Annotated in this window: 19 protein-coding genes and 1 riboswitch; of the genes, 12 read left to right on the forward strand and 7 right to left on the reverse strand. The window is 71.7% G+C overall.

What is annotated here, in order from left to right; all coding sequences use genetic code 11:
• The first annotated feature begins 7 nt into the window (after positions 1–7).
• A complete protein-coding gene (cds1, locus tag V1633_RS21975; RefSeq protein ID WP_331216269.1) occupies positions 8–1099 on the forward strand; it encodes an L-cysteine desulfhydrase Cds1 in 1092 nt (363 codons plus the stop codon).
• A 107-nt stretch (positions 1100–1206) separates the two neighbouring features.
• Here the strand turns inward: cds1 and V1633_RS21980 are convergent, their stop codons facing one another.
• The 3 genes from V1633_RS21980 to V1633_RS21990 form a co-directional block, all read right to left on the reverse strand.
• Complete coding sequence (locus V1633_RS21980; protein ID WP_331216270.1) at positions 1207–1830, reverse strand: putative glycolipid-binding domain-containing protein; 624 nt, start codon at positions 1828–1830, stop codon at positions 1207–1209.
• A 109-nt stretch (positions 1831–1939) separates the two neighbouring features.
• Positions 1940–3559, reverse strand: a complete 1620-nt coding sequence (locus tag V1633_RS21985) for a DEAD/DEAH box helicase (RefSeq protein WP_331216271.1) — start codon at positions 3557–3559, stop codon at positions 1940–1942.
• A 459-nt stretch (positions 3560–4018) separates the two neighbouring features.
• Positions 4019–5683 carry a hypothetical protein gene (locus V1633_RS21990; protein WP_331216272.1) on the reverse strand — a complete coding sequence of 555 codons (1665 nt, stop codon included), beginning with the start codon at positions 5681–5683 and terminating at the stop codon, positions 4019–4021.
• 21 nt (positions 5684–5704) lie between these two features.
• Here V1633_RS21990 and V1633_RS21995 point away from each other — a divergent pair, with 21 nt between their 5' ends.
• Positions 5705–6448 (forward strand): hypothetical protein, encoded by a 744-nt coding sequence (locus tag V1633_RS21995; RefSeq protein WP_331216273.1) that lies wholly within the window; start codon positions 5705–5707, stop codon positions 6446–6448.
• 118 nt (positions 6449–6566) lie between these two features.
• Here the strand turns inward: V1633_RS21995 and V1633_RS22000 are convergent, their stop codons facing one another.
• Complete coding sequence (locus V1633_RS22000) at positions 6567–8111, reverse strand: NlpC/P60 family protein (RefSeq protein WP_331216274.1); 1545 nt, start codon at positions 8109–8111, stop codon at positions 6567–6569.
• A gap of 234 nt (positions 8112–8345) precedes the next feature.
• Here V1633_RS22000 and V1633_RS22005 point away from each other — a divergent pair, with 234 nt between their 5' ends.
• From V1633_RS22005 to V1633_RS22015, 3 genes are all read left to right on the forward strand, one after another.
• Complete coding sequence (locus tag V1633_RS22005) at positions 8346–9296, forward strand: aminofutalosine synthase MqnE (RefSeq protein WP_331216275.1); 951 nt, start codon at positions 8346–8348, stop codon at positions 9294–9296.
• Between the two features lie 91 nt (positions 9297–9387).
• Entirely contained in the window at positions 9388–9819 is a 432-nt protein-coding gene (locus V1633_RS22010; RefSeq protein WP_331216276.1) for a hypothetical protein, read from the forward strand.
• 27 nt (positions 9820–9846) lie between these two features.
• The gene (locus V1633_RS22015) at positions 9847–10140 is read left to right on the forward strand and encodes a DUF4229 domain-containing protein (protein ID WP_331216277.1); all 294 of its coding nucleotides are present in this window, start codon (positions 9847–9849) and stop codon (positions 10138–10140) included.
• A gap of 125 nt (positions 10141–10265) precedes the next feature.
• Here the strand turns inward: V1633_RS22015 and V1633_RS22020 are convergent, their stop codons facing one another.
• The gene (locus tag V1633_RS22020) at positions 10266–11642 is read right to left on the reverse strand and encodes a C39 family peptidase (RefSeq protein WP_331216278.1); all 1377 of its coding nucleotides are present in this window, start codon (positions 11640–11642) and stop codon (positions 10266–10268) included.
• A gap of 208 nt (positions 11643–11850) precedes the next feature.
• On the opposite strand from V1633_RS22020, the gene V1633_RS22025 reads away from it, so the two are divergent.
• The 3 genes from V1633_RS22025 to V1633_RS22040 all read left to right on the forward strand — a co-directional run bounded on the left by V1633_RS22025 (position 11851) and on the right by V1633_RS22040 (position 15434).
• Positions 11851–13770, forward strand: coding sequence for a M14 family zinc carboxypeptidase (locus V1633_RS22025; RefSeq protein ID WP_407952078.1), 1920 nt, complete (start codon positions 11851–11853; stop codon positions 13768–13770).
• 235 nt (positions 13771–14005) lie between these two features.
• Complete coding sequence (locus V1633_RS37040; protein WP_407952079.1) at positions 14006–14974, forward strand: metalloregulator ArsR/SmtB family transcription factor; 969 nt, start codon at positions 14006–14008, stop codon at positions 14972–14974.
• A gap of 112 nt (positions 14975–15086) precedes the next feature.
• A complete protein-coding gene (locus V1633_RS22040) occupies positions 15087–15434 on the forward strand; it encodes a hypothetical protein (protein ID WP_331216279.1) in 348 nt (115 codons plus the stop codon).
• Here the strand turns inward: V1633_RS22040 and V1633_RS22045 are convergent.
• A complete protein-coding gene (locus tag V1633_RS22045) occupies positions 15365–16411 on the reverse strand; it encodes a hypothetical protein (RefSeq protein WP_331216280.1) in 1047 nt (348 codons plus the stop codon). The genes V1633_RS22040 and V1633_RS22045 overlap by 70 nt on opposite strands.
• Before the next feature lie 218 nt (positions 16412–16629).
• Positions 16630–16715, forward strand: a riboswitch (cobalamin riboswitch).
• 109 nt (positions 16716–16824) lie between these two features.
• On the opposite strand from V1633_RS22045, the gene V1633_RS22050 reads away from it, so the two are divergent.
• The 4 genes from V1633_RS22050 (at position 16825) to V1633_RS22065 (ending at position 22198) form a co-directional block, all read left to right on the forward strand.
• The gene (locus V1633_RS22050) at positions 16825–17757 is read left to right on the forward strand and encodes an ABC transporter substrate-binding protein (RefSeq protein WP_331216281.1); all 933 of its coding nucleotides are present in this window, start codon (positions 16825–16827) and stop codon (positions 17755–17757) included.
• Positions 17758–17843: 86 nt separating this feature from the next.
• Entirely contained in the window at positions 17844–18878 is a 1035-nt protein-coding gene (locus V1633_RS22055; protein WP_331216372.1) for a FecCD family ABC transporter permease, read from the forward strand.
• 46 nt (positions 18879–18924) lie between these two features.
• Positions 18925–19743 carry an ABC transporter ATP-binding protein gene (locus tag V1633_RS22060; RefSeq protein WP_331216373.1) on the forward strand — a complete coding sequence of 273 codons (819 nt, stop codon included), beginning with the start codon at positions 18925–18927 and terminating at the stop codon, positions 19741–19743.
• Between the two features lie 127 nt (positions 19744–19870).
• Positions 19871–22198, forward strand: a complete 2328-nt coding sequence (locus tag V1633_RS22065) for a UvrD-helicase domain-containing protein (protein WP_331216282.1) — start codon at positions 19871–19873, stop codon at positions 22196–22198.
• Here V1633_RS22065 and V1633_RS22070 read toward each other — a convergent pair.
• A complete protein-coding gene (locus V1633_RS22070) occupies positions 22137–22643 on the reverse strand; it encodes a hypothetical protein (protein ID WP_331216283.1) in 507 nt (168 codons plus the stop codon). The genes V1633_RS22065 and V1633_RS22070 overlap by 62 nt on opposite strands.
• Between the last annotated feature and the right edge of the window lie 16 nt (positions 22644–22659).

Below are 22659 nucleotides of genomic sequence, written 5' to 3' on the forward strand. Positions count from 1 at the left end.
GCTGGCCGTGGAGCACCTTGACCGGTTCGACGACGCGGAGCGCGGGTGGGTGACCGCCGCGATCGCGGCGGTGGAGGCCGACGCGAACCGGTCCGCCGACACCCACCTGCTCAGCTTCCCGCTGCCCCGGGAGTGGGGGATCGACCTTTACCTGAAGGACGAGTCGGTGCATCCGACCGGGTCGCTCAAGCACCGGCTGGCCCGGTCGCTCTTCCTGTACGGACTCTGCAACGGCTGGATCGGCCCACGGACCACCATTGTGGAGGCGTCCTCCGGCTCCACGGCGGTCTCCGAGGCGTACTTCGCCCGGATGCTCGGGGTGCAGTTCATCGCGGTGATGCCGGCCGCCACCTCGCCGGAGAAGATCGCCCTCATCGAGTTCCAGGGCGGAAAGTGCCACCTGGTGGACGATCCGGCCGCGGTGGTGGTCGAGGCCCGCTGGCTCGCCGAGGACCTGGGCGGGCACTTCATGGACCAGTTCACGTACGCCGAGCGGGCCACCGACTGGCGGGGCAACAACAACATCGCGGAGTCGATCTACGCGCAGATGACGCTGGAACGGCACCCGGTGCCCGACTGGATCGTGGTCGGCGCCGGCACCGGTGGCACCAGCGCCACCATCGGCCGGTACATCCGCTACCGTCGGCTCCCCACCAGGCTCTGTGTGGTCGACCCCGAACACTCCGCGTTCTACCCGGCCTGGGCGTCCGGTGACTGGTCGGTCGTCACCGACAACGCGTCCCGGATCGAAGGGATCGGCCGGCAACGGGTCGAGGCGTCGTTCCAGCCGAGCGTCGTCGACCGGATGATCCGGGTACCGGACGCCGCCTCACTGGCCGCGATGCGCGCCGCCTCCGGGGTGCTCGGCCGCCGGATCGGAGGGTCGACCGGGACCAACCTGTGCGGAGCGTTCGGGCTGATCGCCCAGATGCGGGCCGAGGGCAGGACCGGATCGGTGGTCACGCTGCTCTGCGACGGCGGTGAGCGCTACACCGACACGTACTACTCGGACGACTGGGTCGCCAGCCGGGGAATGGACCTGAAGCCACACCTCTCGGCGGTCGAGCGTTTCCTCAGCACCGGCGCCTGGCCCGGCTGACCGCCGCGCCGAACCTGGCGGCGCCTGTCCCGATCCTGTCTGTGCTTGCCCTTCGGCCTGGCGGTGCTTGCCTGGGGCGTGGTCGGCCGCGTCGGGCCGGAGCCCGGTCAGGCCCGACGCTCCGCCAGACCGGGATAGAGCCGTACGTAGCCGTCCGGGTCGAGTTCGATGTCGGCGGTGAAACCCGTGATGGCGAAGCGCACCGTCTGCCCGTCCAGCACCGTGTACGTCTGCTCGACCGGTAGCACCTGCAGGCCGGGCAGCAGCACCCAGACGACGGTGATCGTGCGGGCGGTCCCCGGGGTGGCCTCGGCCAGCCGCAGCCGACGCACCGGAAGGGTGTTGAACAGCGGGGAGCCGCTCAGGTCAGCGTCGAGCGCTTCGGCGAGCCGTTCCGGATCCTCCGTGCCGGGCAGGCCGGTCGGCGGCCGTCCGGCAGCGGCCAGCACCGCGTCCAGGTCGCCCTGTTCGGCGGTACTGGCCCGCCAGCGGCCGGCCGCGCGGACCAGCCGCAGCGTACGGAGCCATCCCGCACCCTCGCAGCTGACCTCGAGTCCCTCGGTCGCCCAGTGCTCGTCGGTACGCAGCTCGTAGCGGCAGGTGAACGGCACCGGGTCAACCGCGAGCAGGGTTCCCCGGGCGGACAGACCTCGACGGTCGTCGACGATCACATGGTCGGAGCCGGGCAGGTCGGTCCGGACCCAGTACAGCGACTTCGGCATGTGCGACATGCCTACGGACGCTACCGGCCCGATCCGACATCGGGGTCCGGACAATGCCGAACCGGCCGGGACACCGGGTGTTCCGGTGTCCCGGCCGGGACGGTCCAGCGGGTCGGGTTCAGCGGGTCGGCGTGGGGCGCCGCCGCTCGTCGGACCAGCGCTCACGGGGTGCGCGCCGCTCGTCCGGTCGACGGTCGTCGCGCCCCTGGTCACCGAAACGACGTTCGCCCTGGGGACGGTCGCTGTAGTGGCGCTCACCCTGCGGGCGGTCACCCTGCGGGCGGTCGCTGTAGTGGCGCTCGCCCTGCGGGCGGTCGCCATACCGCCGTTCGCCGTGGGGGCGGTCGCCGTAACGACGTTCGCCCTGGGGACGGTCGCTGTAGTGGCGCTCGCCCTGCGGGCGGTCACCCTGCGGGCGGTCGCCGTAGCGCCGTTCACCCTGGGGACGGTCACCGAAACGGCGCTCGCCCTGGGGACGGTCACCGTAGCGGCGCTCGCCGTACGGGCGGTCACCCTGCCGGCGGTCGCCACCGCGGCGCGGCGCGGGCGGTTCGTCGACCACCGGTACGCCACTGGGCTGCCGGGCCCCGGTCACCTCGGCCAGGGCCGGGTCGCCGGAGCGTACCCGGGTCTGGGCCGGCTCCACGCCGGCCTTCTGCAGCACGGCCAGGGTGGAGCGGCGCTGCTTCGGCAGGACCAGCGTGGCGACCGCACCCGACTCCCCGGCCCGAGCGGTACGACCCGCCCGGTGCAGGTAGTCCTTCGGGTCCTTCGGCGGATCGACGTGCACCACCAGCGATACGCCGTCGACGTGGATGCCCCGAGCCGCCACGTCGGTGGCGACCAGGACGCTCGTCCGGCCCTCTTTGAACTCCGCGAGGGTACGCGTGCGGACCCGCTGGGTCTTGCCGCCGTGCAGCGCACCGGCCCGGACCCCGACCTCGGCCAGCTGCGCGACCAGCCGGTCGACGCCCATCTGGGTACGCGCGAACATCATCGTGCGGCCCTGTCGAGCCGCGATCGACGCCGCCACGGCGAACTTGTCGTGCGGCGGGATCAGCAGCATGTGGTGATCCATCGTGGACACGGCGGCGGTCGGCGGGGCCGTCGAGTGGGTGACCGGGTCGGTCATGAACCGCTTGACCAGCGTGTCGACGTCACCGTCCAGGGTGGCGGAGAAGAGCAGCCGCTGGGCATTGGCCGGGGTCTTGGCGAGCAGTTCGGTGACGTCCGGCAGGAAGCCCATGTCGGCCATCTGGTCGGCCTCGTCCAGGACGGTCACCTGGATGTCGTCGAGGCGGCAGACGCCCCGCTCGATCAGGTCGCCCAGCCGGCCCGGGGTGGCCACGATGATCTCCACACCCCGGCGCAGCGAGTCGATCTGCCGGTCGTACGGCACGCCGCCCACGGCGGTCTTGAGGAACACCCCGACCGCCCGGCCGAGCGGCATGAGCGCGTCGTTGACCTGCATCGCGAGTTCCCGGGTGGGGACCAGGATCAGGGCCCGGGGGTGGTTCGGGCGGGCCTTCGGCCCGGCCGCCATCCGAGCCAGCACAGGCAACCCGAAAGCGAGGGTCTTGCCGGAGCCGGTCTGCCCCCGGCCGAGGACGTCCCGACCGGCGAGCGCGTCGGGCAGGGTCGCCCGCTGGATCTCGAACGGGGTGGTGATGCCCTCCCGGTCAAGTGCCCGGACCAGTTGCCGGGGCAGCCCCAGGGCCGCGAAATCGGGCGCCTGCACAACCGTGGTCCCGGTCACCTCGGGGGAATCAGTGGAAACAGCGGAATCAGCGGCATCGGTACGCGCATTCGGCGCAGATTCCGCTTCGGCAACAATGTGCTCCGGGGAAATGACAGATTCGAGCGATTCGGATTGCGCGTCGAATACGGACGGAAACGTGCCGGGGTCAGCAAAGCTGGTCAAGAAAAACCTCTCAAGCGGGGCGCATCTTCGCGATGGCCGCCGCGACCAGAGTCGCCGTCGATTCGCCCGCAAGATCGCCCATGGGCGCATGACGCGCCAGGTCAACAACTCTACGAGTGTACGGGGGACAGCGGCCGGTGCCACATCGGCGCGCTCGGCAGTGGGCAGGCTCACCTCGTGGATCAAGCCGGCCCGGGCCGCCCGCCGCCCCGCCGACGGGCACCGGCACCTGGTACCGCACCCTCCACCAGGGCGTACTCCGATCGGATCCTCCGGTCAGCCGCCGAGCAGGCCACCGAAGAGGTCGTTGAAGGAATCTCCGACCAGGAGCACCACGAGCAGGCCCACCCCGACCAGGATGCCGAGCCCGACCAGCAGCACGAGCACCACCTTCGTGGTGTTCGTCCGCTGCGTCGGCGTGTCCGCCCAGCCCTGGGCGAGGATGTGGCCGGTCAGCGAGCCGGAGTTCTCCACCTGGTCCCGCATCAGCGAGCTCGGCTGACCCGCGGCGCCCCCGTACACGGTGCCTTCGGGTTGCTCCCGGGCGCCGGCACCGTACCGGGGCGAGGGCGTAAACGCGGCGCCCTGGGCGGAACCGAACTGCCCGGGGGCGAACCGCGCCGAGGGCTCGAGGCGCGGAGGGCCGGCCTGCACACCGGGGGCGGCCGGAGCGGCGTCCGCAGGCGGAACGTGGGGCCCGGGGCCGGACGGCGGAAGGGAGTAACCGGGCGTGGTGGCGGGGGGCCGGTAGCCGCCCGGCGCGGTCGGGTTCGTCGGCGGCGGCCAGGCGGGCAGGGCGGGCGCGGGGACGACCACCGGCGGCGCGCTGGACGGTCGACCGTCGAGCACCGAGCCGCCCACCGACCCGGCCGCGGTCGGCGGCGGATACGGCGAGGGCGGGTACGGCGGAACCGGGCCCGGCTCCGGCGCGGGCGGATACGGCGTGGGCGCCGGCCCGGGTGGGATCGGACCGGGAACGGGTGGAACCGGCCCGGGGTTGGGTGGGATCGGCCCGGGGCCGGGCGGCGGGACCTGCGGCGTGGGCGCCGGGAACGGGCTCGGGCCCGGAGGATCCGGCCAGGTGGGGTTCGGCGGCTGTGCCGGCTCGGGTGGCCGTACCGGCTCCGGCGGCTGCGGCGGGGGCGGCGGCGTGGCCGGATCAGGCTCGGTGGCCCGGTAGACCTTGGCCTGGGCCGGCATCGACGCCACGGCGGCGGCCTCGGCGGGCAGCACGCGGGCCAGGCCCGGCACCGAGGCGCTGGCCCGGGTCGTACCGGCACTGGTGCCACGTGGGCTTCGCTGCGGAGGCACGGTGTACGTCGCCGGCGGACCCGCCTCGACGACCGGTGAACCGGCCGGGGAGGCGGTGGTGGCGGGCGGTGCCGGGGCCGGCGCCTCGGCAGCCGGTGCGGCCGGGGACTTGACGGCGTTGGCAAAGGCCGACCACGGCGAGTCGACCGCCGGTGTCTGCGGGCGGCGCTGCTGCAGTGGGGGCACCGAACTCGCCGGCGTCATCCCGCCCGACGCCGGACTCGGAGGTGCCGCCCCGACCGGAGTTGAGGAGACCCCGAGGGGCGCGGGAGTCGCCGGGCTCCCTGTGGAGACGCCGAGGGGTGCCGGAGTCGCCGGGCTTCCTGGCGTCGCCGGGGCGGGCGTCGAGGTCGCGGTGGCAGTGGACCCGGCCAGAGCCGAGGAGCGCGGCGCCGGGGTGCCGGAGTCGGCGAGTTCCCCGGCCCGGTAGGTCCGGCCGGTCGACAGACCGCCTGGTACGGCGGCGATGTCGGCCGGGGTCGGGCTGGCCGTGGTCGTCGGCACGGCACGCCCCCGCACCGTCGACGTGTCGGCGGCGGCTGGCGACTCGGTCCGCGCCGCCGGTACGACCGGTTCGGCCGGGGTGGCCCCGCCCGTGCCGGCTGGCCCGCCGGCCTCGGAGATGGCCACGACATCGGCCCGGTCGGACCTGTGCCCGGGCTCGGCCTGTGGGTCCGCGCTGACCTGGCCCGGTGCCGCGCCGCCACCGTCGCCCTGACCCGGTTCTGCGGCCGCACCATCGGCCCGGTCCGCATGCCCGCCCGCACCATCGGCTTGGTCCGCCTGCACGGCGACACCGTCGGCCCGGTCCGCCTGCGCGCCCACGGCCACGCCATCAGCCTGCCCGCCCACGCCATCGGCCGGGTCCGCCTGCACGGCCACGGCCACGCCATCGGCCTGGTGCGATTCCACGGGCACACCGTCGGCCCGGTCCGCCTGCACGGCCACGCCATCGGCCTGGTCGGGCGTCGTACCGGGATCCCGGACGGCTGCCTGGTCGGCGCCCGCCACGAGCGGCTCCCCGGTCGGTTCCGGGTCAGCCGGGTCGGCTGCCATGCCCTGGGTCACCAGGTCGGCCGGCGCCGGGAGTCGCTCCGGGTCAGCGGCCGGGGCGGGCGACGTCGTCTCCACCGGCGACTGCTCCGACTGCCCGGCCGGTACGTCCCAGGGCGCGTCCGTCCACAGTGCACCATCGGCTGGCGGCGGAGGAGGCTCGTACGCCTCGGGAAGCTCTTCGTCAGTGGATTCGGGCAGCGCGGTGCCCACCGGCGGCGGTGGCGGCAACGGGGGCAGATCGCCGCCACCGCCGGCACCACCGCTGGACGCGGACGAGCCGGAGCCGACCGGACCGTCAGGGTCCGGCGGTGCGTCCCCGGCGTTCGGCTTTGCCTGTGATTCGTCCAAAGTTGCCTCCCGCGCCCACGCCCGGACCGGTAGGCCGGGCCGGAAGTACGTCCACCCTCACCGTGCCATATCTCAGCATGACCGGACAGTCGGGCGGACGCCGGCTCCGTCAGCTGCCGGTGGAGCTGGGGCTGTTGGTAGCGGCCGGAGATGTCTTGGTGGCACTGGGTGTGCTGGTCGCCTCGTCGTCCGGGCTGTCCGGCTGGCCGGTCGGCTCCTTCGTCGGTTCGTCCGTCGGCTCTTCCGTCGGTTCGTCCGACGGCTCTTCCGTCGGTTCACCGGACGTCGGCTCCGGCGTGAGCGGCGGCAGCGTGGTCGGCGGTGGGGTGGTCGGGTCCGTCGGTGGGGTGGTCGGGTTCGTCGGCGGCGTCGTCGGGTTCGTCGGCGGGGTGGTCGGGTTCGTCGGCGGGCGCGTGGTCGGCGGCGGTGTGGTCGGCGTGGTGTTCGGGGCCGGTACCGCGTCGAAGACCCGGGTCGCGGCGAAGAACTGCGACCAGCGGACGGTGGAGACCTTGACGACATCGCCGGTGGTCGGCGCGTGCACCATCTTGCCGCCGCCGATGTACATCCCGACGTGGTAGATGGACGACGGGCTGCTGCCCGACGCGAAGAAGACCAGGTCGCCGGGGAGCAGCGCGGACCGGTTCACGGTCTTGCCCCTGGTGCCCCGGTACTGGTCCCGCGACACCCGGGGCAGGGTGTAGCCCTGGCTGCGGTACGCAGCCCACATCAGCCCGGAACAGTCGAACTGGTTCGGCCCCTCGGCGGCCCACACGTACGGGTCGCCCCGCTGGGCGAGCGCGTAGTTCATCGCCCGGATCGCCTTCGGGTTGGCGACCAGGCCGTTGACACTGTCCAGGCCGATCGAGGCACCCAGACGCTGCTCGGCGGCCTCCCGCTGGCGCTCGATCGCCGCGAGCTGGTCGGCGTTGTCACGCTTGAGTTTGAGCAGCGCGTCGGAGCGTTCCTTGTACTTCTTCTCGGCCGCGGTGAAGTTGTTCTCGGCCAGCTGACTCGCGGCCACCGCCTGCTGGTGTTCCGTCTCGGCCTTCTGCTGGGCCTCGAGGGCGTTCTTCACATTCTCGGCGGCCAGGCTGGTGTCGCGGGGACTGCGCTGCTCGCCGCGCTGAATCCGCTTGAGCAGCTCCAAGCCGTGCAGGTCGGAACCGAACGCGCCGGGCGGCAGCCCGGCCGCGTCCTTGAGCGCCTCCGCCGCCGCGCTGTCCGCGGTCGCGCGGGCCACGGCCACGTTGTCCCGGGCGATCCGCAGGCCGGTCTCGGTGATCGACACCCGGGCTTCGGCCTCGTCGCGTTGCTGTCGCAGGGTGAGCAGGTCGTCGCCGAGTGACGCGACCTCGACCTCAAGGGCGTAGATCCGGTTCGCCAGCGGGCCGTTGACGCTCGGCACCTGGATGTTCGGCGAGGTCGTGTTGGTGGGCGCCCCGGGCACCGCCGGGCCGCCGAGCTGCGGGCGTAGGCCGGCGTCGGGAACCGTGCTGGGCGTGCTGTTGGACGGCGGTGGGTCGGCCCAGACCGGGGTGGCGAGCGCCCCCGCGACGATCGCGCCGACCAGCGCGGACCAGAGCAGCGGCCGAAGGACCGGTGACACCATGTTGTCCGTTCGCTCCGCCTGTCCGCGCCTGCTGTTCGCCATGCCGCTCCCCGTCCGACGTACGTGCGGCACGCGTCCGCGCCGCCGTGGTATCGCCTTGAGTGGTGTATCCCGTCCCACTTCGTCTTACCTGAATGTGTACCTGATGTCGATCCGGGGCAGGTAACGAGACGCTGAGAAGGTGGTGAACCCGCTCGCACCACCGGCCGTCCGGCGAGGGTCGGTCCATCCGCCACGTAGGCTCGTCAGGGATCGGCTGGAGGAGACGTGGCTGTTATGGACGGCGGGCGCAAGCGCGAGCTGGAAGAGAAGGTCTACGCCGGAGAGCGGCTGACCCGGGCCGACGGCGAGGCACTCTTCGCGAGCGACGACCTGGTCTGGGTGGGCAGGTTGGCACACCGTCGACGGACCGACCGGCACGCCGACCGGGTGCTGGTCGAGGCTGACGGGGTGGCCCCGGTGCCGGCCCCCGACAGCTACGCCGACCTGCTGCGCGCGCTGGGTTCGGCGTCGTCCGGCGACGCACCGGTGGTGGTCACGGCGACCGACGTGCGGCGGTACGCGACCGCGGTGGACCGGCCGGCCGAGGAGATCCTCCGCGAGCTCGTCGAGGCCGGCCTGGACACCCTGACCGGGGGCGATCTGGAGATCGTCGATCCGGACGGCGGGCCGACGACGGGTTGGCCGGACTGGGCCCGGGTCCACCGGTCGGCGCACGCCGGCGGGCTGCGTACGACGGCGACCATGCGGCACGGTCACGGCGAGGAGCCCCGGCACCGGATCGACCAGCTGCTCCGGCTGCGGGAACTGCAGGACGAGACGGGGGGTTTCGTCGCCTTCGTTCCGCTGCGCCACCCGTACGACCTTTCGGCGTCGGCGGCGTCTCCGGCGGAGTCGTTGAAGACCTTCGCGGTGTCCCGGCTGCTCCTCGACAACGTGTCGCACCTGCGCGCGTCCTGGGCGGCGTACGGGCCGTCGGTCGCCCAACTCGCCCTGAACTTCGGCGCCGACGAGTTGACCGGCTCGCTCGCCGAGCACCGCCTCCTGCACACCGACGGCGGGTACCAGGCGCCGGCCGTCCCGTCCCGGGAGGAACTGCTGGACCTGGTCTGGGACGCCGGGTTCCAGCCGGTCGAACGGGACGCCCGGTACACCGTGGTACGCGAGTACGAGGCTCCGGTCCCGCTGGCCCGGCGTCGTGCCGAGCCGCAGCGGATCTGGGCCTGAGCTCACCCGGGCGACCCGGCGGAGGTACCCGCGGAAACCGGTCGGCCCGGCGCGGGCCGTTCCGCGTCGGCTCACGTACGCTCGACTGGTCATGAGCGAGCAGCACGAACGAACCCCCTCCTTTCCCCGGCGCGACGACCAGGGGCGGATCGTCGTCCTCGCCGACCTGCTCGGGCTGGTCCTGGCCGGGGTGGTCGTCGGGGTGCTGGCCCTGCTGGTCTTCGACTGGACCTTCGCCCTGATCGGTCTGGGGCACTCCGGGCAGGCGAGCGGGTGGCTGGCCGTGATCCTGCCGGCCTGGGTCTTCGTCGAGGAGTTCCGGGCCTGGAAGTTCGGTCCGGCCCGGGTCGCGGCGGCCCTGGTCGCCGCCGCCGTCGGGATCACCGCCGGGCTGCTGGCGGCCGGGCTGGCCGCCGGAGCCCCGGCCCTGGTCTCGGGCGGACTGGCCGCCGCCGTCTTCGCCATGGCGTACGGGTTGATCTGGTTCGCCGGCGTACGGTGGCTCGCCGGCCGGACGAGCTGAGCGGACGAGCTGATCGGAGTGGCAGACATGAGTCCCGCGGTGAAGTACACGCTGGGTCGGATCGGCCTGTTCGTGGTGGTCGCCCTGGCGCTCTGGCCGGTCGAGATGAACCTCTTCCTCAAGCTCATGCTGGCCGTGGCGTTCTCCGCCGCGCTGTCGTTCTTCCTGCTCCGGGGCTGGCGTGACCAGATGGCGCAGCAGTTGGCCGGTGCGTCGGAGCGGCGCCGGACCGAGAAGGAGCGGCTGCGCGCCGCACTGGCCGGCGAGGACCAGCCGGCCGGTGTCGACAAGCCGACGGACAGGCCGAACGACGTACGCTGAGGCGCCGCGTCCGGGGCGTTGACCGGGCCGGGTCCGACCGGAACACCGGCCCCGTTCCCGGGCGTCGTTGACCGGGTACGGAGCCGGTGTCCTCCTCCCCAGGAGGTCTCACCGTGGTCGGGGACTCACCAGTTCGTCGAGCCGGGCACCCTCGGCCAGTGCCTTCCCGGCGGTTTGATCAGGTACGCGATCCCGCCCGATCCGCCGGAGACGCCGCCGCTGGCGTTGTAGCGCTTGGTCCGTAGCCAGATCTGCTCGAACTGGTCTCGGCGGTAGACGTTGCGGACCACGTCGTTGCTGCTCGACGCCGGGTCGTTGACCACCACGTCGCCGTCGCGGGTGAAGCCGACCACCACGAACAGGTGCCCCGAGGTGCCGTAGTTGGCGCCGTCGAGTTCCTCGGCCAGGAACGACTGGCTGGTCACCACCGGGATCCCGGCGTTGATGAAGTGCTCCACCTCGTCCAGCGAGTGCAGCCGGGTCACCTTCGCGTCCAGCCCGTACGAGGCGGCGTACGCGGTGTTGAACGGCCAGTTCCCGCAGCCCTCGTACGCGTAGTCGTAGGTCATCCGGGCGGCGTGGTTGACCGCCGGGTCGGGGTAGTCGGGGTCGACCCAGGCGGTCTCCTCGGCCGACGGGCGTCGGCCCCAGTACTCCAGCACCATGGTGGTCGAGGTCGGGGAGCACCACGCCTGCCCGCCGCCGTCGTACTCGGGGTAGTGGCCGGCGTGAATGTTCTGTGAGTAGGTGGGGACGGCGAGTTCCCGGCCCCAGGCGATCCGACCGGCGCTCGGTGTGACGGTGAACCGGTCCGGCACCAGGGAACTCATCGCCCCGAGCAGGGTGACCGTCGGGGCGCGGGGGGCGTCCGGCGCGCGGTACAGGGTCAGTCGCAGTTGGTACGCCCGCAGCAGCACCCCGTTCGCGACGTCGTCGATCGAGAACGTGTCGGTCCAGATCGTCGACCAGGGGTCGCCCTGCCGGTCGACGCTGGTCCGGCGGATGTCCTGGTCGCCGGAGGCCCAGCGGCCCAGTACGTACCAGGGGGTCTGGTCACCGGTGTTGTAGGTGCCCTGCATCTCGATCTGGATCCAGGTGCCGGCCGGGGTTTCGGCGTTCCACGACGCGACCAGTTCGCTGGCGTCGAAGCCGATCGGGGTGACCGGCGAGGTCCAGGTGGCGTACGACCAGGTCCGGGTGGTCCCGGTGTGCGGGTCGGGATAGTCGACCGTGCCGGCCGCGCGTCGGAGGGTGATCCCGGGTCGGCGGCCGGGGATCGCGACCGTGCCGTGGTGGGTGCCGCGCCGCCAGTCGGGGTGGCGGGACCACTCGTGGAAGGTGATCTGCTCGTCGGGTACGACCGGTCGCGGCCCGCCGTGCGTGGTGTGGCCGTGTCGCACGGTGCCGGCCTGGGCCGGTGCCGCCGTGCTGAGCAGGGCGAGGCTGCTGAGGCCGGCGAAGGTGAAGGTACGCCGGCTGATCGGGTTCGGGGGTATGGCCATCGATGCTCCGCGGGGACGAAGGTCGGGTCCTGTGGCCACTATCGCGCCCGTCGAGAACTTTCGCCAGAGGATGGCGGCAAGAAAATCTTTGCCGGGATGAGGGAGAGGCTGGGATGGAAATCAGAAAGATCGATATTGATATGACCATGGGCCGGATGGTGCAGTGTGGACTATCCAGCGGGATCCTCCACACCCCCAGGAGGTTTGCATGCCCCTCCGCACCCCGACCCCCCTACCGGGTACCACCGCCCTGACCAGGCTGCGGCGTCGGACGGCGGCGCTCGCCGGCGCTGTCGTACTCGCCCTGATCGCGTCGACCGGACCGGTCGCCGCCGACCCACGGGCCGAGATGGCCGCCCCTGCCGGGGAACCGGCCGCATCCGCCGAGTACCGGGTGCTCGGCCCGCGTACCTGGGCCGACCGGGACGCGGTCGCCCGCACCGGCACCGCGATCGACTACGTGGAGCACGGGGTGCTGCACGTGACCGCCACCGAGGCCGAGGTGAAGGCGATCACCGCGCTCGGCTTCCAGGTGGAGGCCGTACCGGCGCCGCCGGACCGGACCCACACGCACGACGACGTGGGACTGCTCGACTTCCCGGCGGCCGACTCGGCGTACCACAACTACGCCGAACTGAACGCGGTGATCAACCAGGTGGTGGCGGACCATCCGAGCATCGCCCGCCGGTCCAGCATCGGGACCTCGTACGAGGGGCGCGACCTTCCGGTCATCAAGATCTCCGACAACGTCGGCGTCGACGAGAACGAGCCGGAGATCCTGTTCAACCACCAGCAGCACGCCCGCGAGCACCTGACCGTGGAGATGGCGGTCTACCTGCTGAACCTCTTCACCGACTCGTACGGGTCGGACTCCCGGATCACCAACATCGTCAACAGCCGGGAGATCTGGATCGTGCCGACCGTCAACCCGGACGGCAGCGAGTACGACATCGCCACCGGCTCGTACCGCTCCTGGCGGAAGAACCGGCAGCCGAACAGCGGCTCGTCCAACGTCGGCACGGACCTGAACCGAAACTGGAGCTACAACTGGGGCTGCTGCGGCGGTTCGTCCGGCTCGACCTCCTCGGAGACCTACCGTGGCCCGTCGGCGTTCTCCGCGCCGGAGACGGCCCGACTGCGCGACTTCGTCAACAGTCGGGTGGTCGGCGGCACCCAGCAGATCAAGGCGAACATCGACTTCCACACCTACTCACAGCTGGTGCTCTGGCCGTACGGCTACACCACCGCCAACACCGGGCCCGGGCTGAACGCCGACCAGGAGGCGACGTTCCGGACCATCGGCCAGCAGATGGCGGCCACCAACAACTACACCCCGCAGCAGTCGTCCGACCTCTACATCACCGACGGCGACAGCATCGACTGGATGTGGGCGACCCACAACATCTGGGCGTACACCTTCGAGATGTACCCGGGCTCGTCCGGTGGCGGCGGCTTCTATCCGCCGGACGAGGTGATCCCGGCGCAGACCTCCCGCAACCGGGAGGCGGTGCTGATGCTCGCCGAGTACGCCGACTGCCCGTACCGGGCGATCGGCAAGCAGGCCCAGTACTGCGGCGGCGGCAACCCGGGCACCACGGTCTGGTCGGACACCTTCGAAACCTCGACCGGTTGGACGGTCAACCCGTCGGGCACCGACACCGCCACCTCCGGGGTCTTCGAGCGGGGTACCGCGCAGCCGACCACCTCCAGCGGGGCCAAGCAGCTCGCCCCGTACGCCGGCAGCAACAACCTGGTGACCGGCCGGCTGGCCGGGTCGGCGGCCGGTGACTACGACGTCGACGGCGGGGTGACCAGTGCCCGCTCCCCGGCGATCACCCTGCCGGCCGGGGGCACGTTGACCCTCTCCCTGGCCTGGTACCTCGCGCACGGCTCGAACTCGTCGAGCGCGGACTACCTGCGGGTCAGCGTGGTGCACAGCGGCGGTACGACCCAGTTGCTCAACCAGGCCGGGGCGGCGTCGGACCGGGACGGCGCCTGGACGACCGCCACCGCCAACCTCTCCGGGTACGCCGGGCAGTCGATCCAGCTCCTGGTCCAGGCCGCCGACGCCTCCGGGGCGAGCCTGGTCGAGGCCGCGATCGACAACGTGACCGTCAGCAGTTCGTGATCCGCTGACGAGCGGTCCGGCGGCACGGCGGCAGAAGTGTCTGCCGCCTGGCCCTGGTGCCTGAGAGTCACCTCGGTGACTCTCAGGCACCGGTCACGTGGAGGGTGGCACTTCCGGCCGGCCGATGCTGGTGGACGCTGGCCAGCCGGAAGCGGGGGCGGGGGCGGTCCGGACTTGACGGGGATCAGCACGGCGTCTTACGGCACCAACTAGTTCCGGAACTAGGAGGTACCGAATGTCACGGGACACGCTCAGCGCCGCCTTCGCGGCGCTCGCCGATCCGACCCGGCGGGCGATCCTCGACCGGCTGCGCGACGGCGATGCCTCGGTCGCGGAACTGGCCGAGCCGTTCGCGATGACCACCCGGGCCGTGTCGAAGCACGTCGCGGTGCTGGAGGCGGCCGGCCTGGTCTCCCGGGGGCGGGACGCGCAGCGCCGGCCCAGCCGGATCCGGGTGGAACCGCTGGTCGACATCGACGACTGGTTGCACTCCTACCGACAGCTCTGGCAGCAGCGCTTCGACCGGCACCGGGAGTACGGCGAGATCCGGGAGGTCGTACCGCCGGAGCGGCTGGTTTTCACGCTGACCCAGCAGGACGCCGAGGGCAACACCGGGCCGGAGACCCTGGTCCGGGTCGTCCTCGCCGAGCAGGGCGGGAAGACCGAGATGACCTTCGCGCAGACCGGTTTCCGGTCGACGGCGGTGCGGGACGGCAACGCCGGAGGATGGCGCAGCTGCTTCGACAGACTCGACGCCCACCTGGCCGGTGCCCCGGACCCGTCCGATGGCGCCGAGGCGGAGATCCGTCGGGAGTTCGCGGAGTGGTTCCGGGACTCCGCCGCCAAGGACATCAACGGGGTGATGACAAAGATCGCCGACGACGTGGTGTCGTACGAGCACGCGGCCCCGATGGTCTACCGGGGTGCCGGCGCGGTCCGTGAGGTCTGCCAGTACGGCTTCGACATCGCCGACGGCGAGTTCCGGTGGGACATCCCCGATCTCGAGGTGATGGTACGCGGTGACCTGGCGGTCACCTGGGGACTCAACCGGATGCGGGTGACCGGACGGGACGGCGCGACGGTCGAGTCGTGGTCCCGGGGCACCCGGATCTTCCAGCGGCGCGACGGCCGGTGGCAGATGATCCACCAGCACGTCTCGTTCCCGTTCGACCCGTCGAGCGGGCAGATCGTGACCAGCCGCTGAGCGACGTGCCTGCCGGTCCGCGTCGCCGACGACCGGCAGGGACGTCGACGGTACGCCGGTCGGGGCGCAATCCGGTGGCGTCCGGTCGTACCCGACCGGCACGATGGGCGGCATGGGCGTCCTGGACGCGATGGCCGGCCGGGTCGCGGCGGGATCCACACTGGGCTTCCGGCCGTCCGGCAACTCGATGGTGCCGCTGATCCACAGTCGGCAACGGGTGACGGTGGCGCCGGTCGACCCGGCCAGGGTCGAGGTCGGCGACATCGTCCTGGCCAAGGTCGCCGGAACGGTCTACCTGCACCTGGTCTCGGCGGTCGACGCGACGACGGGTCGGGTCCAGATCAGCAACAACCGGGGCCGGGTCAACGGCTGGACCAGCCGGGCGAGGGTCTACGGCATCTGCGTCGCGGTCGACGGGGTGCCCCGACCCCGGGTCGACGGCAAGCTCCGTACCGGCTGACCGCCGGCACCGATCCTGACGAGTCCGCTGAGCGCCAGGCCGGTGAGCAGCCCGACCAGGGCGTACAGGGTGTCCGAGTCGGCGGCGTTGACCGGCGGGCTGCCGGCGAGCGCGGTGAGCCATCCGCCGACCGGCACCGAGAAGATGAGCAGGATCGCCAGGCACATCACCAGCACCGGATAACCGGCGACCGCGACGGCCAGGGCTCCGGTCCGCCGAAGCAGGTCGGCCCGGTCGGTCGGCCGCTCGGACGCCAACAGCGAACCTCCGACGATCAGCGCCGCCACCAGCACCAGCATCGGTACGAGTTCCGCGCTGACGCCGACCGCCCGAATCGACACCACGCCGGCGACACCGGCGGCCGTCAGCAGACCGGCACCGAGCCAGCGAGCCGCTCCACCCCGGGCAGCGGTCGATGGCGCCGCCGCCCGGGCCGCCGCCACCCCGGTCACGACCAGCAGCACGCCGAGCAGCACCGCACCCACCGCGAGAGCCGGCTCGGTGTCGGTCGGCGACTCCATGCGGGCGGCGAGCGGGGCGGTCGCGGCGGCGATCGCGGAGACGACGAGCAGGGTGCGCGGTTCCGGTCGTGGCCCGTCGGGATTCCGCCAGCGGGCGAGCAGCGGTACCACGGCCAGCACCACCGCGCAGCCGACCAACGCCAGCCCGGTGGCCGCCGTCGCGCCGGCCAGGTCGGTCCGGTCCAGCACCACGTCGGCGGCGAGCCAGAGCAGACCGAGCGCGCCGACCGGCAGGACCGCAGCCCGCGCGCCGTCGACGGCCAGCAGCAACCCGAGTACGACCACCAGCAGCGCCATCATCCGCAGGTCGCGTACCCAGTAGGTGTTGTTCTCGGCGTACCCGGCGGCACCGGTCGGCTCCGTCGTGTGCTGGAGCACCGCCAACCCGATCGCCCAACAGACCACCGCGCCGAGGGCGGTGCCGACCCCGATCAGACCTCGCCAACTGACCCGCATCGCAGGACGGTAGCCCAATGGGGGCGCTCGTCGCTGTCCGCCCGGCCGGAGCACCCCGGCCGGGCCGCCGGGGCACCCGGCCCGGGCCGCCCAGCCGCCCGGGGCGCTGGGCGTCGACGGCGGCTGTGATCAGCGGCAATGCCCCGAAACGGCGGTACGGTCGGTGTCGGGTGACCGGGTCGATGCGCTACGGTTTCCCCCGACCACCCCGCAGCGAAGCCGGTGCGAAACCGGCGCTGTCCCGCAACTGTGATGCCTCCCACCCGTGTGTGCCCACGCCCGGCTGTGTCGAGGATGAGCCAGGTCGCCTGCGGTGCGGTCGCGGATTGCGCCTTCGAGGAAGGGCGCCCCGCGGACGGGGCGGATCGGCCCCTGTCGGCGGAGCACCAGAACCTCGACCGACAGGAGGACCGATGAGACGTACGCCCAGGATCTTCGCCGCGTTGCTGGCCACGGCGGCGCTGGCGCTCGGCGCCTGCGCCGACAACAGCGCCGAGCCGCCGGCCACCGGGCAGAGCGGCTCCGCCGCAAGCTTCCCGGTCACGGTGGGGTCGCTCACCCTCGACAAGCGCCCGGAGAAGATCGTGGTGCTCGGACCGAGCGCCACCGAGATGCTCTTCGCGATCGGGGCGGGCCCGCAGGTCACCGCCGTCGACGACAACTCCAACTTCCCGGCCGGGGCGCCGAAGAGCGAGCTGTCGGCGTTCACCCCGAACGCCGAGGCGATCGCCGCCAAGCAGCCCGACCTGGTGGTGCTGACCAACGACCTCAACAAGATCGTCGACCAGCTCAGCCAGCTCAAGATCCCGCACTACCTGGCGCCGGCCGCGACGACGCTGGACGACTCGTACAGGCAGATCACCGAACTGGGCACGTTGACCGGGCACCCCGACGAGGCGGCCGACGTGGTCACCCGGATGAAGGCCGACATCACGAAGCTCACCGCCGACCTGCCGCAGCGGTCGACGAAGCTGACGTACTTCTACGAACTCGGCCCGGAGTACTACTCGGCGACCAGCAAGACCTTCGTCGGGTCGCTGTTCACCATGGTCGGGCTGCAGAACATCGCCGACCCGGCCGACGCCGACGGCGCGAAGGGCGGCTACCCGCAGCTCTCCGAGGAGGCCATCATCCAGGCCAACCCGGACCTGGTCTTCCTCGCCGACACCAAGTGCTGCCAGCAGTCCGCCGACACGGTCAAGGCCCGCAAGGGCTGGGCCGGGGTGACGGCGGTGAAGAACAACCAGATCGTCGCCCTCGACGACGACGTCGCCTCCCGGTGGGGTCCCCGGGTCGTCGACCTGCTCCGGGCGATCGTGGACGCGGTGGCCAAGGTCCCCGCTTGAGCACAGCACGCGCGGCCGTACATCCCGGGCACCCCGCCCGACAGGGCCGGGGCACCCGGGATGTACGGCAGGCCCGGCCGGCGGGACTGCGGCGTCGCTGGCTCGTCGTCGGGTTCGCCGCCGTCGTGGTCGCCGCGATCGCCGGCATCGCCTTCGGACCGGTCAGCCTGCCACCCGGCAGCGTGGCGATCGAACTGCTCAACCTCGTCCCCGGCGTACACCTGCACAGCGGGCTGAACGAGCGGGAGATCGCCATCATCACCGAGCTGCGGCTGCCCCGGGTGGTGCTCGGGCTCCTCGTCGGCGGGATGCTGGCCCTGGCCGGCGGCTGCTACCAGGGAGTCTTCCGGAATCCGTTGGCCGACCCGCACCTGCTCGGAGTGGCGGCCGGGGCCGGTCTCGCGGTCACCGTGGTCATCGTCACCCGGAGCGTCACCGGCGCCGACATCACCGTCGGGCTGCCGGTCACCGTGCCGCTGGCCGCGTTTGTCGGAGCGCTCGGCGCGGTGCTGCTGACGTACCTGCTCGGTGCCGCCGGGGGACGGGACCGCTCGGCGGCCACCCTGATCCTGGCCGGGGTCGCGGTCTCCGCCTTCCTCGCCGCCGGCCAGACGTACCTGTTGCAACGCAACGCGGAGAGCATCCAGGAGGTCTACTCGTGGATGCTGGGGCGGCTCGCCACCGCCGGCTGGCACGACGTACTCGTGCTGCTGCCGTACGCGGTGGTCACCACCGTCATCGTGCTGCTGCACCGCCGGGAACTCGACGTACTCGCGGTCGGCGACGACGAGGCGAGCAGCCTCGGGTTGCACCCGCAGCGGTCCCGGCTGCTGCTGGTCGCCGCCGCCTCGCTCGGCACCGCCGCCGCCGTCTCCGTCTCCGGGCTGATCGGGTTCGTCGGGATCATCGTCCCGCACACCGTACGGATGCTCGCCGGCGCGAGCTACCGGGCGATCCTGCCGCTGTCGGTGCTCTTCGGCGCCGCCTTCCTCAGCCTCACCGACCTGGCCGCCCGGACCGTCGCCGCCCCGGCCGAGATTCCGATCGGGGTGGTCACCGCGCTGCTCGGCGGCCCGTTCTTCGCGCTGGTGCTGCGGACCACCCGACGGGTGCCGCTGTGAGCGCCCACCAGCCGCCCACCGTCACCGGAGAGCCGCGGTGACCAGGATCCCGCCACCGCCGTCGGCCGGGGAACCGCGCACCGCGCCGGCCGTCGAGGCGGACGGGCTGCGGATCACCCTCGGCGGCGCGCCGATCCTGGCCGGGGTCGACCTGTCGGTCGCCACCGGGGAGTGGGTCACGGTGATCGGCCCGAACGGCGCCGGCAAGTCGACCCTGCTCCGGGCGGTCGGCGGACTACTGCCGGCCGACTCCGGATCGGTCAGCCTCTTCGGTACGCCACTGCCCCGACTGACCCGCCGGGAGCGGGCCCGGATCGTGGCGACGGTGGCCCAGTCGCCGGTCGTACCGGCCGGCATGGCGGTCCTCGACTACGTGCTGCTCGGCCGCACCCCGTACATCCCGCCGCTGGGGCGGGAGTCGGCGGCAGACCTGGCGGCGGTGCACGACGTACTCGACCGGTTGGAGCTGTCCCGGTTCGCCGCCCGGCCACTGGTGACCCTCTCCGGCGGTGAGCGGCAGCGGGTCTTCCTGGCCCGGGCACTGGCCCAGGGCGCCCCGCTGCTGCTGCTCGACGAGCCGACCAGCGCGCTGGACATCGGGCACCAGCAGGAGGTGCTGGAGCTGATCGACCAGCTGCGCCGCGACGACGGCCTGACCGTGCTGGCCACCATGCACGACCTCTCCGTCGCCGGCGAGTACGCCGACCGGCTGGTGCTGATGGCCGGTGGCCGGGTGGTCGCCGCCGGACCGCCCCGGGACGTCCTCACCGCCGAGCTGCTGTCGACGCACTACCAGGCCCGGGTACGGGTGATCGACGGCGAGCACGGCCCGCTGGTCGTCCCGGTCCGAGCCCCCCGGGTGTAAGGAAGGGCCCCTTCTTATCGCATTCTGTAGAGGAAGGGGCCCTTCCTAACACCGGTGCTCAGCTGAACCGGCGGCCCTCGTCCCGGCGGTACGCCCAACCGGACATCCCCTGGTCATCGTCAACAAAGTGCTCACCGTTCTGATGCTGGCCGTGCTCACCAGGTCCGTGTCCGCCCGTAACCGACCGGTCCCACCGGCCGACGCCGTCTCTTTCCGGGCCAACCTGGTAGGGCCAGCGCTTGGGTTGCTGACCTCGCTAGGCTCGCAGTACACGCTGTCGGGAGGGATCGAGGGCTGGATGTACGACCACCGGTACACTCCGACTTTCAAGGACTGCATAGATCGGTATCTCCACCGTCCAGGGGTTCTCGCAGCGCTGTCCCAGACCCTTACCGAACTCGCCATAAAGCCGTTCGGCAATCCTCGCTTGCAGACCCACGCGGTCAAGCGAGCACAGCCCGGCACCTACACGTCGTACGTCACGAACCACGGCCACCGTCTGATTTGGCGTCAGGTTGGCCAGGTCATCGTCCTCCTCCTCTTCGGCGAGCACGACGCGGTCTATCGCCGCGCGGAGCGCCTGCGACTGGAAATCGACGATAGCCAGAACATTCTTCGAGTGATCGACGAAGACCCTGGGAGCGGCGACCGGGTGCCATACCAGCAGAGGCGTGCCGAAGAGGGGCGCCTGTTCATGGCTTGGAACGACGTCGAACTGGCGGCGTTCGGCTTTCAGCAGCAGGAAATTCCGATTCTGCGCGGGCTCAACTCAGACGATGACCTCACCGCGCTGGACGGCCGAATGCGGTCGGAGGCATGGCAAGTCGCGATGAACCTGGCGATGTACGGCACCGCCGACGGCTCTGTCTTGACAGCGTCGGAGGAGCCGGACGAGTCGCCGCTGACGGTTGAGCCGACGATGCCACCCGACCCGGAGATCGCCCATGCCCTGGATGTGCCGACAGCGAGCCGGGAGTTCGTACACGTGCCGGCCGATCAGCTCGCGGAAGTGCTAACCAGGCCCATTGAGGACTGGATGGTCTATCTCGATCCCGCTCAGCAGGATCTGGTCGGGCGTGTCTATAAGGGACCAGCGCGGATCCGGGGAGCAGCCGGGACTGGAAAGACGGTGGTGGCTCTGCACCGCGCCCGCGAGCTCGCGAGGTTGGGCCGGCGGGTGCTGGTCACGACGTACGTCCGCAACCTTCCCGAGGTGTACGAGCAAATCTTCGCCCGGTTCGCTCCGGAGGTGCGGGGAAACGTCGAGTTTTCCAGCGTGCACCGATGGGCGTACCGCTATCTACACCGCAACGGGGCTGCGGTGCGAATCGACCCTGGGGCAGCCCGCAACGCGTGGAAAGCCGCCTGTGATCGGATGACCCCGCATGGCAGCCCACTACGCAAGGCCGGCCTGACCAGCGCTTACCTACAGGAGGAAGTGGACTGGGTCATCCGGGGACGAGCGCTGCCAAGTCTTGACACCTACCTCGGGCTGGAGCGCAACGGCCGGGGCACGCCGCTGGCCGTCGACTTGCGCCGCGAGGTGTGGCGGCTTGCCGAGGAGTACGCCGCTGAGCTGGCGCGGCGTGGCATAGCTGACTTCACCGACGCGCTGCTCAGGGCGTACACCCTCGTAGCCGACAATCCCCCGGAGTACGACGCCGTCATCGTGGACGAGGCGCAGGATTTGACCGACGCGGCGCTCCGGCTGCTCTACGCCCTCGTCGGCGACCGTCCCAACGGGCTGCTGCTGGTTGGCGACGGGCAACAGGCGATCTATCCCGGTGGGTTCAACCTCGGCTCGCTCGGCATCAACGTCCGGGGCCGGTCGCACGTGCTGAACCGCAACTACCGGAACACCCGCGAGGTATACGCCGCTGCGCAGAACCTGATGCGGGACCACAAATTCGACGACGGCGGCCAGGAGGCCGAGTCAGGGCTCCGGACTGTCGAGGTGGTGCGTTCCGGCTCTCCTCCGAGCATCGCTGGAAGTCCGACCGAGGAGGAGCATGACCTCGCCCTTGCCGCCGCGATCGAATCGGCCATCGGCGGCGGTACCGACATCGGTGATCTCGCCGTGCTGGTGCCGACCAATTCGTTGGTGGACCGGTACGCCGAACTGATCGATTCGCTCGGCCTGCCGACCCAGCAACTTAAGGACTACGACGGCTCACCGAGCAGCCTGGTCAAGGTGGGCACCTACCAACGTGCCAAGGGGCTGGAGTTCAAGCAGGTCTTCCTGCCTCGGCTCGATCCCGCCAGCCTTCGGGAACGCCGGCCGCGCGGCACCGACATCGAGACCCACAACGAGCAACTCGCCTTGCTGCGCCGCCAGCTGTTCGTCGCGATGACCAGGGCCCGGGACGGTCTCTGGCTCGGCTGGGTCGGCGAGCCTAGTTCCCTGCTGCCACCTTCGTTGACGGGTACGTTGACAGACCGAGACCCCGGGTCGTGAGCAGGGGATGTAGTTCGCGCTCCAGAAGCGTGTAATCGTCGTCGGTGAGCCGGAGCAGGGGCCGGCGCAGGTAGATGCTCCAGGCGTGTGGCTTCGGGAAGGCCGCCAGCCGTGTGACGAGAGGCTGCAATTCCAGCCCGCCCGGGTAGGGCACGACGCCGTCGATCGCCAGCCGGCATCCGGAGTGGAACGCACGCTCGGCGATCTCCACCGGCGGGTCGAGCCTACGTACCGGACCCGTGACGGTGGCGGTGCCGATCAGGCGCCCCCGGTCCCGGGTCGGGTTGTGCCAGGCCCCCCGGGTCGCGTAGAGCAGCAGTCGGTCGTCTGGGGTGAGGGCAGTCACCTCGGTGCGCTGCGTGGCGGGGAACGCCATCCGCTGCTCCGCCAGTACCCATCGGATCGCGTCCCGTTCTCCGAGGACGACGAGGTACGCACTACTCACCGCAGCACCCTAACCA

This window comes from Plantactinospora sonchi (assembly GCF_036422035.1).
Taxonomy (GTDB): Bacteria; Actinomycetota; Actinomycetes; order Mycobacteriales; family Micromonosporaceae; genus Plantactinospora; species Plantactinospora sonchi.